Origin of the sequence: Microbacter sp. GSS18 (assembly GCA_029319145.1) — a bacterium.
In the GTDB taxonomy this organism is placed as follows: Bacteria; Actinomycetota; Actinomycetes; order Actinomycetales; family Microbacteriaceae; genus Microbacterium.
Genome location: CP119753.1, coordinates 2,053,644 through 2,069,187 on the forward strand (window position 1 = coordinate 2,053,644; position 15,544 = coordinate 2,069,187).

The following is a 15,544-nucleotide window of genomic DNA, read 5'->3' on the forward strand; positions in this document are numbered from 1 at the left end:
TGCTAGCAGGAGGGATGCTCCGCTCCCACCCCCCCTCTCTCCTGGCGCCGCACCGACGCCGAGCGGTGCGCGCGGCGCTCGGGCTGCGCGGATGCCGCGGGCTACAGGCCCTGCCAGGCGGGCTTGTGGGCGTACGTGTAGCGGTAGTAGTCCGCGTGGGCGAGACGGGAGGCGGCGGCCTCGTCGACCACGACGGTGGCGTGCGGATGCAGCTGGATCGCCGAACCGGGCAGCGACGCGCTGAGCGGGCCCTCGACGGCGCCCGCGACGGCGGCGGCCTTGCCCTCGCCGAACGCCAGCAGCACCAGATGACGCGCCCGCAGGATCGTGCCCAGTCCCTGCGTGATGCAGTGCAGGGGGACGTCCTCGATCGAGGGGAAGAACCGCGCGTTGTCCTCGCGGGTCTGCCGGGTGAGCGTCTTGACGCGGGTCACCGAGGCGAACGACGAGCCCGGCTCGTTGAAGCCGATGTGCCCGTCGGTGCCGATGCCGAGGATCTGCAGCTCGACGCCGCCGGCGGCGTCGATCGCGGCCTCGTAGTCGACGCCTGCGTGCTCGATGCCCTGCAGCGAGCCGTTCGGCACGCGGATGCGGTCGGGGTCCAGCCCCAGCGGCTCGACGACTTCGCGCGCGATGACCGAGCGGTAGGACTCGGGGTGGGCGGGGTCGATGCCGACGTACTCGTCGAGGGCGAAGCCGCGCACGCGCGAGACGTCGACGCCGGCGATCCGCTCGCGCAGCGCCTCGTACACCGGCAGCGGTGTCGAGCCGGTCGCCAGCCCCAGCACCGCCTCGGGCTCGCGGCGGATCAGGCGCACGATCTCGTCGGCCACCAGGGCGCCGGCGGCAGCGGCATCCTTCACGATCACGATCTCAGCCATGGGCGAGGACCTCCTCGGGGTCACGGGTCGCTCCCACGATGGCCGCCCCCAGGGCGGCCGCGGGCGACCCGACGGGCAGCAGCTCGACGCGCTCGTCGAGGCGGAGGGAGCGCATGAACGCCGACGCCGATGCGGCGGCGTCGAGCTCGGCGCGGATGTCGGCGAGCAGCCGGTCGCCGAGGGCCGTGAGCCCGCCGCCGAGCACGACCGCATCGACATCGGCGGTCAGCACGAGCACGCGGATGGCGGCGGCCACGCCGCGGGCGAGCCCGCCGCGCAGCTCGCGCGCGGCCGGGTCGCCGGCATCGGCGGCGTCGAAAACGTCGAGCACGGGGTAGCGCGCGGCGCGCCACCGGGACGCGATGGCTCCGCCGCCGGCGTACGCCTCGACGCATCCGCGCTGACCGCAGCGGCACACGGGGCCGTTCAGGTCGACCGGGACGTGCCCGACCTCGCCCGCCGTGCCGCGCGAGCCGCGCCACAGCAGGCCGTCGGCGACGATGCCCGCCGCGACGCCCGTGCCGAGGTTCAGATACGCCATCGAGGCGACTTCGCGCCCCGCAGCGCGGTGGATCGCATCGGCGCCGAGCGCGGCGGCCTTCACGTCGTTCTCGACGAACACCGGCACACCGAGCACCGGGCCGACGGCGGCGGCGAGGTCGAGTTCGTCGACGCCGAGGTTCACGGCGTGCACGACGCGCGTCGTGCCCGGCTCGACCTGTCCGGGGATGCCGACGCCCACGGACGTGATGCGCTCGGACTCCATGCCGGGCTCGGCGGCGAGGGCGCCCACGACCTCGACGATCGTGCGGGACACGGCGTCCGGACCCCACCCGGTCGGACGGCGCAGCCGCGCCACGATGTCGCCGGAGGGCGCCACCGCGACCGCATCGGTCTTGGTGCCTCCGACGTCCAGTCCCACTCTCATCGGCCGTGCTCCCCTCGGAGGACGGCCGCGACGATCGCGCGCATCAGCCCTTGACCGCCCCGGCGACGAGGCCGCCGGTCATGCGTCCCTGGACGATGAGGAAGAAGATCACCACGGGGATCGCGATGAGCGTGGAGCCGGCCATCACGGCCCCCCAGTCGACGGAGCCGCCGACGCTGGAGGACTGGAAGGCGTTGAGCCACGGCATGAGGGGCAGGTTGTACCCCTTCATCAGCAGCAGGGCCATCGTGAACTCGTTCCACGACTGGATGAAGGCGAAGATGCCGGTCGAGATGAGACCGGGCGCGAGCAGCGGGAAGGTGACCTTCCAGAACGCCTGCGACTTGGTGCAGCCGTCGATCATCGCCGCCTCCTCGAGGTCGGCGGGGACCCCGGCGACGAACCCGCGCAGGGTCCAGATCGTGAAGGGGATGACCGAGGCGACATAGACGATGCCGAGGCCCAGCAGCGTGTTCATCAGGCGCCAGTCGTCGATCATGCCGTAGATCGTGAACATCATCGCCTCGCCCGGGATCATCTGCACGATCAGCACCGAGATGATGAAGCCGCGGCGTCCCTTGAAGTGGAAGCGGGCGACGGCGATCGAGGCGAGGAACGCGAACAGCAGGGTCACGACGAGCACGCCCGCCGTCACCGTGATCGACGTCATGAGAGCGTGCGGGAAGTCCGTCTGCCCGGGCGCGGCTTCGCGCGTCCACGCCGTGACGTAGTTGTCGAGCGTCAGCTGGAACGGGAAGAAGCTCGGCTCGCGGCTGACGATCTCGCTGTTCGGGGTCAGCGACATGTTCACCATCCAGTAGACGGGGAACACGCTCATCCCGAAGACGATCGCGGCGGCGATGTTGAGCAGCGTGCGGTACACGGTGCGCTTGGCCGAGGGGCGGCGCGCGCGGATCGAGCGGTACTTCGGCGTCTTGGCCTGGCCGACCTCGCCGAGGACGTCGTCGACGCCGACGGTCGACAGCTGAGTGGGGACGCTGACCTGGGTGCTCACAGCTCCTCCTCCTTCAGGGTGGTGCGCACGTATCCCCACGACAGGGCGAGCAGCAGGATGACCATGACCACGCCGATCGCGGCGGTCGCGCCGAACTCGCCGACGCCCTGACGGAACAGGTACGTCCCGAGCACGTTCGTCTCGGACGCGAGGCCGCCGCGGCTCTGCAGCGCGTAGACCTGCGTGAAGATGCGCAGGTTCCAGATGATCTGGAGCACCAGCACGACGGTGAGGATGCTGCGCAGGTACGGGAAGACGATGAGGCGGAACCGCTGCCAGCCGGTCGCGCCGTCCAGGGAGGCTGCCTCGAGGACCTCGCCGGGGACCTGGCCCAGACCCGCGTACGTGGTGAAGGCCACGAACGGCACCGACTGCCACACGATGATGATCGTCAGCACGAGGAAGAACGACCAGGGGTTCAGCAGCCACGAGTGGTTCGTCCAGTCGCTCGTGCCGGTGAGGGTGTTCATGAGCCAGTTCACGACGCCGTACTGGGTGTCGAAGATCCAGCCCCACACGACGGTGGCGGTCAGGGGCGGCATCGCCCAGGCCAGCAGCAGGCCGACCGAGACGAGGATGCGCCACGGCTTGCTCAGCCGCGTCATGAGGACGGCGATGAGGATGCCGAACGTCAGGTTCAGCACGGTGAGCACGACCATGAGCCCGAGGCTGCGCATGAGGACGGCCGGGAAGTCGGACTGCGTGAACAGGTCGACGTAGTTCTCGAGTCCGATGAAGGCCGGGAGCGTGCCCTGGACCTTGTTCTTGACGGTGTAGTCGGTGAACGACTGAATGACCATGAGGACGGCCGGATAGCCGACCATGACGCCGAGGATGATCAGCGACGGGCCCAGCAGGGTCCAGGCGCCGCGAGCCTCACGGCGCCGGCGCGACTTGTCGCGCGGGTTCAGGGGCGCCCGATGGCGCGAACGGCTGTCATCGGACGGGGTGATGAGGGCTGCGGTCTCGCTCATGTCGCCTCCTCTCTGGATGTTGCGAAAGTACCGGGGTGCGGCAGGGCACGACAGGTGCCCCGCACGACGGGGAAGGGTTGGGGTGTTTGGGGGGACCGATCTCCGGGACAGGCGCAGCAGCGCTGCGGCTGAGCCTGTCCGAGAAAGCGGTCCGCGGATGCGGCCGCGGCGGCCCTGGGGCAGGGGGTCCCGTCGGGACGGGACCCCCTGCTCGGGTCCTGTTCGGGTCAGGAGTTGAGGATGGCCTCGATCTGCTCGTCGAGCTCCGCGGCGATCTCGGCGACGTCGCCGCCCTGGGCGATCTTCACGAGAGCGTCGGGGATGATCTGGGCGGCCTCGACCTCGGCCCAGTTCGGGCTGGCCGGAGTGCCCTTCGAGTTCGCCAGAGCCGCGGCCTGCGCCTGCGCGACGGGAGTGTCGGGCAGGTACGAGGCGGCCGAGACGATGCCGGGGGTCAGGCCCTGCTCCGCCAGGAGCGCCTGGTAGTCCTCGCTGAGCATGATCTGCAGCGCGGCCTTGGCCTTGTTCGGCGCGTCGCTCTTGGTCGCGACGGCGATGTTCGAGCCGCCCGCGAAGATCGGGGCGGTCGTGCCGGCGTCGACACCCGGCAGCGCCATGGCGCCGAGGTCCTTGGCGTAGGTGTCGGGGCAGCCCTCGGAGTTCTGGCCGGCGGCCTCGTCGGCCCACGGCCATGCACCGGTCAGGTTGCCCGCGGCCCAGGCCGGGCTCGAGAGGAAGCCCGCCTCACCGGCGCAGAACGCGATGTTGCCCATGAGCTCGTTGCCGTCGGCGGGGGCCACCGTGGCGTTGAGGTAGACGTCCTGCAGCTGCTCGAGACCCGCGAGGCTCTCGGCGCTGGAGAACTGCGCGTCCCAGCTGTCGCCGTCCTGGACGGCGATCTCGCCGCCGTGCGCCCAGATGTAGGGAAGGGCGTTGTACCAGTCCTTGCCCGGGGCGTAGATGCCCGAGACGCTGTCGGTGGTCAGCTCCTTGCCGAGGGCGACGTACTCGTCGAGGGTCTCGGGGACCTCGTCCACGAGCATCGGGCTGTAGAAGACGACGCGGCCGCCGGCGTAGTACGGGGCGGCGTACAGCGAGCCCTCGTAGGTGCCGGCGTCGACGAGCCCGCCGAGCAGCTCATCGCCGCCGAGGTCCTCCTGGATGTCCGAGATGTCGAGGAACAGCCCCGCGTCGGCGAAGCCGAGCGCCTGGGTGTTGCCGACCTCGACCACGTCGGGCGAGTCGTTCGACGACAGCGCCGCGGTGTAGGTGTCGGAGACGTCCGCCCAGGTCTTCTCCTCGATCGTGAGGGTCCAGCCGTCGTTCTCGGCCTCGAAGGTGTCGACCAGGTAGTCGCGAGCGGTCTGAGGCGTGTCAGCACCGACCAGCCACACCGTCAGGTCGCCGGTCTCGGGCTCGGGTGCGGCCTCGGGAGAGGCAGCGCAGCCCGCGAGGACGACGGCCGAAGCACCCACGAGCGCGAAGGCGCCGAGCTTCTTGTTCATCGTGTTGTTCCTTCGTGTTTTCTCTTGGTGAGGAAGGGCCGGGTGACCCATCCGGGGGGGGAATGAGGGGGCGTCTACGACACCCCGAGTTGTCCTGACAGGACCATGACGGCGGCACCGCGCAGGACGATGTCCTGCCCCTGCCCCGTCATCCGAACGCGCACGCCGTCGTGGAACTGCGCGAGGGTGCGCGCCCGGAGAGTCGTGACCGCCTGCTCGGCGAGCGGGCCGTCGAGCAGCTCCTCGGGACCCGACAGGACGACCTCCGACAGGTCCAGTGCGCCGACGACGGGGGCCAGGGCGATGCCGAGGCGCTCCCCCGCGTCGCGCAGGATGCTCTCGCGCCCGGCATCGTCGGCGACGGCGGCGAGGCGGGCTTCGAGCGCGGGCACCGAGAGCCAGGCCTCGAGGCATCCGACCTTGCCGCACACGCACACGGGGCCGCCGTCGGTGCCGACGGTGACGTGCCCGATCTCGCCGGCCGCGAAGCGGCTGCCGCGAAGCGGCTGACCGGCGGCGAGCAGGCCCGAGCCGACACCGCGGCCGACCTTGACCAGGATGACGTCGTCGCCGGCGCCGCCGAAGGTGTACTCGGCCAGGACCGCGGCGTTGGCGTCGTTGGCGACCAGGACGGGCAGGCCGAGAGCGCCTTCGAGCGCGCTCTCGAGATCGAACCCGGCCCAGCCGAAGTTGGGGGCGGTGAGGATGACGCCGCGGTCGTCGACGACGCCGGGGGTGCCGACGCCGATCCCGAGGACCGGCGCGTGCGACTCGGCGACGAGGTCGCGGGCGAGGGCGACGGCGGTGGCCACGACGTCCTCGGAGGCCGGCACGGCGACCTCGCGACGCACGACGATGTCGCCGTCGAGGGTGAGCACAGCGCCGATGAAGCGGTCGCTGCCCGACAGATCCAGACCGACGATGCGGTGCCCCGCGCGGTCGAGGTCGACCAGGATGGCGGGCTTGCCGGGACCGGATGCCTCGCGCACGCCCTTCTCGGCGATGAAGCCGTCGGCGATGAGCTCGGCGACGAGGTCGGAGATCGTCACGCGGGTCAGGCCGGTCTCGCGCGACAGGTCCGCGCGGCTCATGGCGCCCTCGTGGAACAGCGTCTGCAGCACGAGCGAGCGGTTGTGAGCCCGGGCGTGCTCGGGAAGGACCTTGGCGCCGTGGCGCACGGCCTTCACGCGACCGAACGAACGCGGTGCGCTGGGGCGGTGAGGGTGCGGCGACTCGACTTCGGTGGAAGAGCCGCGCTGCACTTCCGATGCAGACATGTTTGTTAGTAGACCTTACGAACAAAGTCCGCGCAACCCCTGACGGGAATTTGCACGGCTCGTTTACAAAACCGTTACATTGCCTCCGGCCGCAGGCTCGCTGTCAGCACAGGGCGCCGCCCGGCCCGTGCGGTCGCCGCCCGGTCCGATCCCGGTCCATCGCAGGCGGCCCATCTCCTCCTGCACACGGGCGTCCATTACCATGGACGCAACGCGTATCGCATCGGGGGGTGGTGGCGTGACGGATCTGGCGACCAAGCCGGGAGCAGGTGACGGGGCGGCCGACGACGCGCAGCACACGGCGGAGACCCCCGCAGGGGGCGGTCCCGATGCTCCCACGTACGCCTGGGCGCCCGCTGAGCCGGCCCCCCGTCGTCGACGCACCGCGCTGTGGGTCTCGATCGCGGCGGGAGTGGCGGCGCTCGCGCTCGTGGGATCCTCGCTGGTCCTGATCGCGCCGGGCACGACCGTGGCCGGCGTCTCGATCGGCGGCATGACCGCCGGAGCGGCCGCCGACGCCATCGATCAGCGACTCGCCGGGACGGTCGTCGTGCTCACGGGCGACGGCGGCGATGTCGAGCTGACCGGCGCGGACCTCGGCGCGAGCGTCGATTCGCGCGCACTCGCCGAAGAGGCTTTCGCCGATCACCCGATGTGGAACACCACGCAGTGGTACTCCGAGCCTGCCGACGCCGCCGTCACGCTCGACCCGGCGACCGCCGATGCGGCGCTGCGCGCGGCGGTGCCGGACCTCTACACCGACCCCGTCGACGCGACGCTCGTCTACGACGCCGACGCGGTGAGGTACGTGTGGACGGCCGCCGAGGACGGCACCGGCATCGACACGACCGCCGTGCAGGCGGCGCTCGAGGGCGCGCTCGCCGACGGGAGTCCGCGCGTCGAGCTCGAGCCGACCGCCGCCACCCTCGCGCCGACCGTGACGAGCGACGCGGCCGAGGGCACGGCGGCGACCCTCAACGGCATCCTCGAGAAGGCCGGGTTCTACGTCGGCGACTCGCGCGCCGTCGAGGTCTCCCCCGCCACCGCCGCATCGTGGCTGACCGTCTCGCAGACGGCGGACGGCGCGTTCGAGATCACCGCCGACGAGGCCGCCATCCAGGAGGTCGTCGACAGCCTGCCCGAGAAGATCAACCGGGACCCCGTCGACGCGACGGTGATCACCGACTCGGGCGGCGACGTGCTGCAGACGGTCACCGCCGGCGTCGACGGCCGCGAGCTCGGCAGCACCGACGGCATCGCCGCGGACTACGCCGCGCAGCTGGCCGCGGGCGAGCCCGCGTTCGCTCTGCCGGTGAAGGTCGACGAGTTCGCCACCACGGCGATCGAACGCCGCATCGACGTCAACCTCTCGACGCAGACGACGACGCTGTTCCAGAACGGCGAGGTGTACCGCTCGTACAAGATCTCGTCGGGCCTGCCGGCCACGCCGACCCCGACCGGCAACTTCCGCGTCTTCGCCCACACCGCCATCCAGGACCTCGGCGCCCTCTGCTACGACCCGAGCCGCACCGACAGCTACTGCACCGAAGACGTGCCGTGGCTGACGTGGTTCGCCCCGGACATCGCCTTCCACGGCACCTACTGGCACAACAACTTCGGCAACCAGATGAGCCACGGCTGCGTCAACATGCCCACCCCGATCGCCAAGTTCGTCTACGACTGGGCGCCGGTCGGCACCGAGGTCTCCGTCCACTACTGATCCGACGCGGGGGGTCGCGACCGGCCGACGACAACGAGGGAGGGAGCGGACGCCTCGCGTGAGGCATCCGCTCCCTCCCTCGCTTCAGAGCGTCAGACGCCGATGGCGTCGATGATCCCGTTCAGCGTGGCCGACGGGCGCATGACCGCGTCGACGAGCTTGCCGTCCGGACGGTAGTAGCCGCCGATGTCGACCGACGAGCCCTGCACCGCGTTCAGCTCGGCGACGATCTTCTCCTCGTTGGCCGTGAGCGCCTCGGCGACGGGGGCGAACGCAGCCGCGAGCTCGGCATCCGCCGTCTGCTTCGCCAGCTCCTGCGCCCAGTAGAGCCCGAGGTAGAAGTGGCTGCCCCGGTTGTCGATCGTGCCGAGGGCGCGACCGGGCGACTTGTCGTTCTCGAGGAACGTGCCCGTCGCGGCGTCGAGCGTGTCGGCCAGGACCTGGGCCTTGGCGTTGCCGGTGAAGGTCGCGTAGTGCTCGAGCGAGGCGGCGAGCGCGAAGAACTCGCCCAGCGAGTCCCAGCGCAGGTAGTCCTCGGCGACGAGCTGCTGCACGTGCTTGGGCGCCGAGCCGCCGGCGCCGGTCTCGAACAGGCCGCCGCCGGCCAGCAGCGGCACGATCGAGAGCATCTTGGCGCTCGTGCCGACCTCGAGGATCGGGAACAGGTCGGTCAGGTAGTCGCGCAGCACGTTGCCGGTCACCGAGATCGTGTCCAGCCCGTGGCGCATGCGCGCCAGCGTGTAGCGCGTGGCCTCGGCCGGGGCGAGGATCGTGATCTGGACCCCGGTGGTGTCCAGCAGCGCGAGGGCCTGGTGGACCTTGGCGATCAGCTGAGCGTCGTGCGCGCGGTTCACGTCGAGCCAGAACACCGCCGGCGCCCCGGACGCCTTGGCGCGGGTGACGGCGAGCTTCACCCAGTCGATGACGGGGATGTGCTTGGTCTGCGTCGCACGCCAGATGTCCCCGGCGCCGACGGTGTGCTCGATGAGCACGTCGCCTTCGCCGTCGACGATCTGGACGCGGCCGGGCGCGGCGATCTCGAACGTCTTGTCGTGGCTGCCGTACTCCTCGGCCGCCTGGGCCATGAGGCCGACGTTCGGCACGGTGCCGATCGTCGCGGGGTCGAGCGGGCCGTTGGCGATCACGTCGTCGACGACGGCCTGGTAGACGCCGGCGTACGACGAGTCGGGGATCACGGCGAGGGTCTCGTCCTCGCCGCCGTCGACGCCCCACATCTTGCCGCCGTTGCGGATGAGCGCCGGCATCGACGCATCCACGATGACGTCCGAGGGGACGTGCAGGTTGGTGATGCCCTTGTCGGAGTTGACGTACGCCAGACGCGGTCCGTCGGCGAGCTTCGCCGTGATGGCCGCGGCGATCTCGTCGCCGCCCTCGACCGACGACAGGCCCGACAGAATCGAGCCGAGGCCGTTGTTCGGCGTCAGACCCGCGGCGGCGAGCTTGTCACCGTACTGCGCGAAGACGTCGGCGAAGTAGGTCTTGACGACGTGTCCGAAGATGATGGGGTCGCTGACCTTCATCATCGTCGCCTTGAGGTGCACCGAGTACAGCACGTCGTCGGCCGCGGCCGTCTCGAGCGTCTCGGCGAGGAAGGCGTCGAGCGCCTCGGCCGACAGGAACGTCGCGTCGATGATCTCTCGCGGCAGCACCTTGAGGTTGTCCTTGAGGACCGTGACGGTGCCGTCCTCGGCGACGTGCTGGATCGTCAGCACGTCGTCGTGAGCGGCGATCCACGACTTCTCGTTGCTCTTGAAGTCGTCGTGCCCCATGGTGGCCACGCGCGTCTTCGAACCGTCGGCGAAGGCCTTGTTGCGGTGGGGGTGCTTGCGCGCGTAGTTCTTCACCGACAGCGGGGCGCGGCGGTCGCTGTTGCCCTCGCGCAGCACCGGGTTCACGGCGGAGCCCTTGATGCGGTCGTACCGGGCGCGGACGTCCTTCTCCTCGACGGTCGCCGGCTCGTCCGGGTACGCGGGGATGTCGTAGCCCTGCGCCTGCAGCTCGGCGATCGCGGCCTTGAGCTGCGGGATCGACGCCGAGATGTTGGGCAGCTTGATGATGTTGGCCTCGGGCAGGGTCGCCAGGCCCCCGAGCTGCGCGAGCGCGTCGGGCACCTGCTGGTCGTCCGTCAGCCGCTGCGGGAAGGCCGCGAGGATGCGGCCGGCGAGCGAGATGTCGCGCGTCTCGATGTCGACGCCCGCCTGACCCGTCACAGCCTGGACGATGGGGAGGAATGAGGCCGTCGCGAGCGCGGGAGCCTCATCGGTGTAGGTGTAGATGATGGTCGAATCGGTCACCACTGCGTCTTTCGTTCGGGGACGGCGATCAGCCTATCGCACGGACCTCAACTATCTTGACGTCGAGATATCTCCCGCATGGCGCGCAGGTGAAACATGTCCGCGCGCGCGTGTTGGGACCCGCCGGACGCGTTAGCCTGTCCGGTATGGGCGAACTGCGACTCGAGGAACTCTCCGCCGGGACCATCGTGGCGGTGAACAACATGTCCCTCAAGCCCGGGCAGGAAGAGTTCCTCTCCCCCGTGAGCTACGGCATCGCAGCGACCGTCGTGAACCCGCAGACGTCGTGGCAGCGCGTGGTGCTCGACGATGAGGAGGTCGTGGGCTTCGTCAGCGCCAACTTCGACCCCGACTTCCCGCAGGAGCACTTCCAGTCCGTGCTGTGGCGCATCAACGTCGACGCCGGCGAGCAGGGCCGCGGCGTCGGCCGCTTCGCCGTCGAGAAGCTGATCGACGAGGCCCGCGGGCGCGGCATGGACCACGTCAGCGTGATCTACGAGGCCGGCGAGGGCGGCCCCGAGGCGTTCTTCCAGCGCGTCGGCTTCACGCCCGTCGGCGAGACCGAGTACGGCGAGGTCGTCGCCGAGATCCGCCTGTAGCCCCGCCTGGTCGCCCGCCGGGCTCAGCGGCCCGCGCATCCGCGCCCGCCGGCATCCGGATTTCGGAGTAACCCCCGCACTTCGGAGCCGGACTCGCAGGTTCTCCGAATCGCGCGGCAACCCCCGAAAGGCGGATCCGCGGTTCCCAGCGCGATCCGAACCTCGGATCCGCAGTCGCACGGCGCTCCGCGGTCTCCTTCCCAGGCGCGACACCGGGCGGCGTTCTCCACCGGTCGCAGCGCCACCCGTCGCGCCGGGCCCTCCATGTCGGAGGCTCCCGGGCATGACAGCGCACTTCGCCTCGACCTTCACTCACCCGCCTGCAGTGCAGGACCTCGTCGCGTGGGTCACCGCCTCGGGTGGGATCGCCCACAGGAACGCGGCGGTCCGCGCCGGCCATACGGTTTCCACGATGCGCGCGGCGGTCCGCGGCGGCTCCCTCCGCAAGCTGCGGCGCGACTGGATCGCCACCGCCGATGCGCCCGAGGACCTGTGCACGGCGGCGCTCAACGGCGGCAGCCTCACGTGCGTGTCCGCCGCCCGTCGCCGCGGCTGGTGGGTTCCCGATGACGCTCCCGCCGACATTCATGTGCGTATCGCGCCGCACGGCGCGTCTCCGGCGACCGCCGGCGTCACGGCGCACTGGACCCATCGGCTCGCGCCGCCGCCGGGCTTCGGGCTGATGGAGTCGATCGAGGACACCCTCGCTCACATCGCGACCTGCCTGGATGCCGAGGGCGCGCAGACGGTGTGGGACTCTGCGGTCAAGCGCGAGAGGCTCGATCTCGGCGCTCTGCGGCGGGTGCGCTGGCGCACGTCGCCGGCTCGCACCTGCGCGCATCGAGCCACTGACCTTGCGGATTCGGGTCTGGAGACGATCGCGTTCCTGCGGCTCACATCGCTGGGGCTGCCGGTGCGCCGGCAGGTGGAGATCGCAGGTCGCCCGGTGGACCTCCTCGTCGGAGAGCGCCTTGTGGTGCAGCTCGACGGATTCGAATTCCACGCGTCATCCGCGCAGCGCACGAAGGACGTCGCGTTCGACGCCGAACTCACCCTGCGCGGCTACACGGTGCTGCGCTTCACCTACGCCCATGTGGTGCACCACTGGGACGAGGTCGAGCGCACAATTGCCCGCGCGGTAGCCGCCGGTGCGCACCTGATCGGCTGATCAGACGTGCGATCGCGACCAGGCCCGATGCCCGCACGCAATCGGATTCCCAGGTCGGTGGGGTCGGATCCGACATTCGGAGCGAACAGGTCCGAGTTTCGGAACAGCGTTAGTCCGACGTTCGGACCGAAGCACCCTCTTCGGACACGAGTGGCACACACATCCGAGATCGCGTCGGATGTCCGAAGATCGGAACGGTGCGGCGACGTTCAGCGCTGCGGGGGTCGACGTTCAGCGCTGCACCGCCTGGCACCGGCCGGGCCCCGCCGCCTCGCGCTGCACGAGCGCCTCAGCGGGCGCGGACGCACCGGGCTCAGCGGGCAGACGCACCGGGCGCCGAGCCCAGCGGACCGACGCGCCGGACTCAGCGGACGGACGCGCGCCGCCGGATGAGCTTGTCGAGTTCGACGACGAGTCCGGGCACGAGCGCGAGCCCCAGGACGGCCCACCACTGCGGGCCCGTCAGCGCCGTCGTCATGAGGAACGCCTGGAGGAAGTCCACCTCGACCGACAGCACCGTCACCACGACCGGCACCCACAGCCACTTCAGAGCGGGCACGACCGGGCGCGACAGTCCCGAATCGGGGTCACGGCGCATCGCGAGGCCCGCGCCGATCGAGCCGAGGCTCAGCACGGCGAACGTCATGGTCATCGGCACGCTCGGCTCGGTCGAGCTGGCCTGGCCCGGAGCGAGCAGCAGCGCCGCGAAGGGCGCGGCGAACAGCGCGACGCCGTAGACGGCCCACTGGATGACGGCGCCGGGATGCGCCAGGCCCGTCGACTTGTCGCGGGGCGGCTGCGACATCAGCCCCTCGGGCGGCGGATCGAAAGTGAGGGCCGCGGTGGGGAACGCGAGCACGAACATGCTCACATACAGCACCATGAGGGGTGTCAGCGGCACCCCGCCATTGACCCCGACGATGCTCGAGACGAGAAACAGCAGCACCAGGGCCAGCATCGTCGACATCTGGTACCGCAGGAACGTGGCGATCTTGTCGTAGACCGCGCGGCCGATGTCGACCGCGGCCACCAGCGTGCCGAAGTCGTCGTCGGTGAGGATCATGCGCCCGGCCTGCTTGGTCACCTCGCTGCCCGAGCCCATCGCGACGCCGATGTCGGCCTGCTTCAGCGCGGCGGCGTCGTTGACGGCGTCCCCCGTCATCGCCACCACGTCACCCCGCTCCTGCAGCAGCCGCGTCACCCGCAGCTTGTCCTCGGGCGTGACGCGCCCGAACACGTGCAGCGCCGGAAGCCGCGCGCTGAGCTCGGCGTCGTCGAGCGCGCGCAGCTCGGCCCCGCTGATCGCGCCCGGCTTCAGACCCAGATCCCGGCCGATCGCCGCGGCGGTGTCGGCGTGGTCGCCCGTGATCATCCGGACCTCGATGCCGGCCTCGCTCGCCACGCGCACGGCTTCGATCGCCTCGGGGCGCAGCGGATCGATGATGCCGATCAGCGCCACGAACGTGAAGTCCTCGGCGATCGACATCGGATCGGCGGCGGCCTCGGTCTCCAGACCCGGGATCTCGCGGATGGCGACCGCGAGCACGCGCAGCCCGCGACCGCTCATCTCGGCGTTCGCCGCGTCGATGCTCTCGCGGAGCGCGGCGATCGGCACGGGCCCGCGATCGCCGTACGCGGACGTGCAGCGATCGATGACGATGTCGGGCGCGCCTTTCATGGTGGCCAGGAAGGTCGGATGCTCGTCCAGCGGTGCGTGATGGCACGTGACCATGAACTTGTGCGCGGAGTCGAACGGCACCTCGGCCTCGCGCGGATACTCCCGCCTGCTCTCCTCGGCGTCGACGCCGAGCTTGGCGGCCAGCACGACCAGCGCGGCCTCGGTGGGGTCGCCCACCACGGCGCCGGCGTCCGACACCGTCGCGTCGCTGTTCAGGCACAGCACGTAGGCCAGCGGGGTGAAGTCGGGGACCTCGGCGCCGGCGACGTGGCGCAGCGTGCCGCGCTTGTCGTAGCCCTCGCCCTCCACCGTGTACCAGTGCTCGAACGCGTAGAGCCGCGTCGCCGTCATGGCGTTGAGCGTGAGGGTGCCGGTCTTGTCGGAGTTGATCGCGCTGGTCGCCCCGAGGGTCTCGACGTCCGTGAGGTTCTTCACCACCGCGCGACGGTCCGCGAGCAGGCGCGCGCCGTACGCGAGCATGCCCTGCACGAAGGTCGGCAGCGCCGCCGGGATGGCCGACACGGCCATCGAGATCCCGATGAGCAGCAGCGTCGCGAGCGTCTCGCCGCGCACCAGCCCGATCACGATCATCACCGCGACGGCGCCCCACGCCACGAACCCGAGCACCTTCGTCAGCCCGTTCAGCTCGCGCTGCAGCGGCGACGGCGACGGCTCGACCGCCTGCAGCATTGCGGCGATCCGACCCATCTGCGTCGTCATGCCGGTGTCGGTGACGACCATCGTCGCGGTGCCGCGCGTGACGGTCGTGTTCTGGAAGAGGATGTTGGCGCGGTCGCCCAGCTCGGGATCGGGATCGTCGATCGTCGCCGCCGACTTCGGCACCGGCGCGCTCTCACCCGTGAGCGCCGCCTCCTGGGTCTCGAGGCTCGCCGCGCGCACGATGCGCCCGTCGGCGGGGACCATGTCACCAGCCTCGAGCTGCACGATGTCGCCGGGGACGATGTCGGGTGCGGGCACGAGGGCGACGGACCCGTCGCGGATCACGCGGGCCTGAGGGATCTGGAGGTTCGCGAGGGCGTCGACGCTCGCGCGGGCCCCGAGCTCCTGCCGCGTGCCGAGCACGACGCTCGCTCCGACCAGCGCCGCCACGAGCAGGGCGACGGCGAACTGGCCGATGACGACGCTCACCACGACCACCGCGATCAGCATGATGTTCATGGGGTCGGCGAGCTGGCGCAGCAGCACCGACCACGTCGACGGCGCCGGCGGCGACGGAATGGAGTTCGCCCCGTGCACCGACCGCCGGCGGGCGGCCTCGGCCGCCCCGAGGCCGTCCGCACCGTCGACGCGCATGCGTGCGCACGCCTCTTCGGGTGTCTCCGACCACCACGACACGTCCGTCGTCGGGTACTGATCGGGCGTCGTCACGTCGGTCTGCGGCATCGTGCGGCTTCCCCTCGCGGCTGTCTCGGATGCCGCCGATCCTAGCCACGCCGCGTAGCGCCCGACAGGGCGCCGCAGCG

11 protein-coding genes are annotated in these 15,544 nt (G+C 70.9%); 3 read left to right on the plus strand and 8 right to left on the minus strand.

The annotated features are described in order from the left end of the window. Positions 1–101: 101 nt before the first annotated feature. From P0L94_09595 to P0L94_09620, 6 genes are all read right to left on the minus strand, one after another. Positions 102–881 (minus strand): glucosamine-6-phosphate deaminase, encoded by a 780-nt coding sequence (locus tag P0L94_09595; protein WES62713.1) that lies wholly within the window; start codon positions 879–881, stop codon positions 102–104. Beyond that, positions 874–1,809, minus strand: a complete 936-nt coding sequence (locus P0L94_09600; GenBank protein WES62714.1) for an ROK family protein — start codon at positions 1,807–1,809, stop codon at positions 874–876. The genes P0L94_09595 and P0L94_09600 overlap by 8 nt, the downstream gene beginning before the upstream one ends. A 43-nt stretch (positions 1,810–1,852) precedes the next feature. Then, positions 1,853–2,824 (minus strand): carbohydrate ABC transporter permease, encoded by a 972-nt coding sequence (locus P0L94_09605; protein ID WES62715.1) that lies wholly within the window; start codon positions 2,822–2,824, stop codon positions 1,853–1,855. Beyond that, the gene (locus P0L94_09610) at positions 2,821–3,798 is read right to left on the minus strand and encodes a sugar ABC transporter permease (protein WES62716.1); all 978 of its coding nucleotides are present in this window, start codon (positions 3,796–3,798) and stop codon (positions 2,821–2,823) included. The genes P0L94_09605 and P0L94_09610 overlap by 4 nt, the downstream gene beginning before the upstream one ends. Positions 3,799–4,025: 227 nt before the next feature. Continuing rightward, entirely contained in the window at positions 4,026–5,303 is a 1,278-nt protein-coding gene (locus P0L94_09615) for an extracellular solute-binding protein (protein WES62717.1), read from the minus strand. Between the two features lie 74 nt (positions 5,304–5,377). After that, positions 5,378–6,580, minus strand: coding sequence for an ROK family transcriptional regulator (locus P0L94_09620; protein WES62718.1), 1,203 nt, complete (start codon positions 6,578–6,580; stop codon positions 5,378–5,380). Positions 6,581–6,818: 238 nt separating this feature from the next. Here P0L94_09620 and P0L94_09625 point away from each other — a divergent pair, with 238 nt between their 5' ends. Further along, positions 6,819–8,300 carry a L,D-transpeptidase family protein gene (locus P0L94_09625; GenBank protein ID WES62719.1) on the plus strand — a complete coding sequence of 494 codons (1,482 nt, stop codon included), beginning with the start codon at positions 6,819–6,821 and terminating at the stop codon, positions 8,298–8,300. A gap of 92 nt (positions 8,301–8,392) precedes the next feature. Here P0L94_09625 and P0L94_09630 read toward each other — a convergent pair whose 3' ends face one another. Further along, positions 8,393–10,615 (minus strand): NADP-dependent isocitrate dehydrogenase, encoded by a 2,223-nt coding sequence (locus tag P0L94_09630; GenBank protein ID WES62720.1) that lies wholly within the window; start codon positions 10,613–10,615, stop codon positions 8,393–8,395. Between the two features lie 146 nt (positions 10,616–10,761). Between P0L94_09630 and P0L94_09635 the strand changes: the two genes are divergently transcribed. Further along, a complete protein-coding gene (locus P0L94_09635) occupies positions 10,762–11,214 on the plus strand; it encodes a GNAT family N-acetyltransferase (protein WES62721.1) in 453 nt (150 codons plus the stop codon). 283 nt (positions 11,215–11,497) lie between these two features. Further along, positions 11,498–12,382: a DUF559 domain-containing protein gene (locus tag P0L94_09640; protein ID WES62722.1), complete on the plus strand. Its 885-nt coding sequence runs from the start codon at positions 11,498–11,500 to the stop codon at positions 12,380–12,382. 364 nt (positions 12,383–12,746) lie between these two features. Here the strand turns inward: P0L94_09640 and P0L94_09645 are convergent, their stop codons facing one another. Further along, positions 12,747–15,464, minus strand: coding sequence for a cation-translocating P-type ATPase (locus P0L94_09645; protein ID WES62723.1), 2,718 nt, complete (start codon positions 15,462–15,464; stop codon positions 12,747–12,749). Between the last annotated feature and the right edge of the window lie 80 nt (positions 15,465–15,544).